This window comes from Mesorhizobium sp. M7A.F.Ca.CA.004.04.2.1, from assembly GCF_004022825.1.
Classification (GTDB): Bacteria; Pseudomonadota; Alphaproteobacteria; order Rhizobiales; family Rhizobiaceae; genus Mesorhizobium.
On the sequence record NZ_RZPH01001138.1, the window covers coordinates 1 to 1,816 of the forward strand.

Sequence of the window (1,816 nt, forward strand, 5' to 3'; positions counted from 1 at the left end):
ACCCCAAGGAGCAAAGAATGCGGCTTTTGATACTCGGCACCGGCTGGATGGCGCAGGAACATGCGCGGCGCTTCACCGCCATCGACGGCGTCGACATCGTCGGCGCGGTCGATGTCGATCCGGCACGGGTCGGCGAGTTCGCCGACAGTTTTGACATTCCCAACCGCTTTACCGCGCTGGATGAGGCGCTGACATGGGGTGAGTTCGACGCGGTGGCCAATGTCACGCCGGACCGCATCCACCACCCGACCACCATGGCGCTGGTCGCCGCCGGCAAGCCGGTGCTGTGCGAGAAGCCGCTGGCCGAAAACTATGGCAAGGCGACCGAGATGGCCGACGCCGCCGAGGCCGCCGGCATCGTCAACATGGTGAACCTCACCTATCGCAATGTGCCGGCGCTGCAGAAGGCCCGCCAGATGGTGCAGGCGGGCGAGATCGGCACCGTCAGGCATGTCGAGGCGTCCTACCTGCAAAGCTGGCTGGTGTCGAAATTCTGGGGCGACTGGCGCACCGATCCGAAATGGCTGTGGCGCCTGTCACGCGGCCACGGCTCCAATGGCGTGCTTGGCGATGTCGGCATCCACATCCTCGATTTCGCCAGCTATGGCGCAGCCGTCGACATCGACCATGTCTTCTGCCGGCTGCGCGCCTTCGACAAGGCGCCCGGCAACCGCATCGGCGACTACGGGCTAGACGCCAATGACAGCTTCGCCATGACGCTGGACTTTTCCAACGGCGCCTTCGGCGTGGTGCATGCCAGCCGCTGGGCGACTGGCCATCTCAACGAGCTGCGCCTGCGCATCTATGGCGAGAAGGGCGGCATCGAAGTGGTGCACAATCTGGATGGTTCGACGCTCAAGGCCTGCATCGGCGAAAACGTCGAGAACGCCATATGGGAAGAGCTCGACGCCGGCACGGTGCCGACCAACTACCAGCGTTTCACTGACGCGGTGCGATCCGGCGTGCAGGCCGAACCGTCCTTCCGCCATGCCGCCGAATTGCAGAAGGTGCTGGATCTGGCCGTCGTCTCGGACGAGAAGCGGGCGGAGCTGAGGGCGAGTGCGGAAACGCGGTGAGCTGGGCGAAGCGGCCGGCGCCAGCGGTCGAAGATAGCACTGCCGCCAACTTCGGACTGCGGTCCGCGCCAGTCAGGGGCCGGTCACGAGCGAAAAAACCAGTTTCTGTAAATTGCCGCCATCGCCGAATTCGACGCGGTCGAAATCGCGGCTTGCCAGCACCCGCGCCTTCGAGATCGCGTCAAGCCGCTTCACCACCTCGGCCCTTGTCTTGCTGCATTTGGGATCGTCGGCGACGGTCAGGCCGTTCGTCGCGGCTTGGATGTCGTGGACCATCTGGACCATGCTGGCGCCATGCACCTTCTCATGGGCGGCGACGCCGGCGATGAAGGTTTCCCAGTTCTTCTGGACGGCGGGCGGCAGGGAGCCGGAAGGTTTTGGCAAGGTGTAGGTGACGATCAGCTTCGGCCGCCCGGCCGTCAGCACGCAGTCCTTGCCCTTGGGCTTGTAGTCCCTTAACCCCCAGGTCAGCTTGAAATTGGTGTAGGCGATGGCGCGGGCAATGCCGAGCTTTGGCCCTTTCTCGCCGATCGAGCGGTAGAGTTCGGCGCCGGACCGGCCCGAGATCGCGTAGGGCTCGATTTTCTCGACCGGCTTCCACTCGGCACGAGCGGTGAGCGGCGAGGCAAGCAGGGCGGCAAAGGACAGACACAGGCGAACGCAGGCTCTCAATCCAACTCTCCACGAAACAGGACCGGCTGCCGCAACGGGCAATGCCATCGGATCGCTTTTTCCTATAT

The 1,816-nt window shown here is 64.2% G+C and carries 2 protein-coding genes; one reads left to right on the forward strand and one right to left on the reverse strand.

Annotation, left to right across the window (positions count from 1 at the left end; translation table 11 throughout):
• Nucleotides 1-17: 17 nt before the first annotated feature.
• The gene (locus EN893_RS32180) at nucleotides 18-1,076 is read left to right on the forward strand and encodes a Gfo/Idh/MocA family oxidoreductase (RefSeq protein ID WP_127272050.1); all 1,059 of its coding nucleotides are present in this window, start codon (nucleotides 18-20) and stop codon (nucleotides 1,074-1,076) included.
• 72 nt (nucleotides 1,077-1,148) lie between these two features.
• Here the strand turns inward: EN893_RS32180 and EN893_RS32185 are convergent, their stop codons facing one another.
• The gene (locus EN893_RS32185; protein WP_127270851.1) at nucleotides 1,149-1,748 is read right to left on the reverse strand and encodes a DUF922 domain-containing Zn-dependent protease; all 600 of its coding nucleotides are present in this window, start codon (nucleotides 1,746-1,748) and stop codon (nucleotides 1,149-1,151) included.
• Nucleotides 1,749-1,816 lie beyond the last annotated feature (68 nt).

Coding starts and splice junctions, on each gene's coding strand:
- EN893_RS32180 (WP_127272050.1), top strand. CDS start 18: ATGCGGCTTTTGATACTCGGCACCGGCTGGATGGCGCAGGAACATGCG.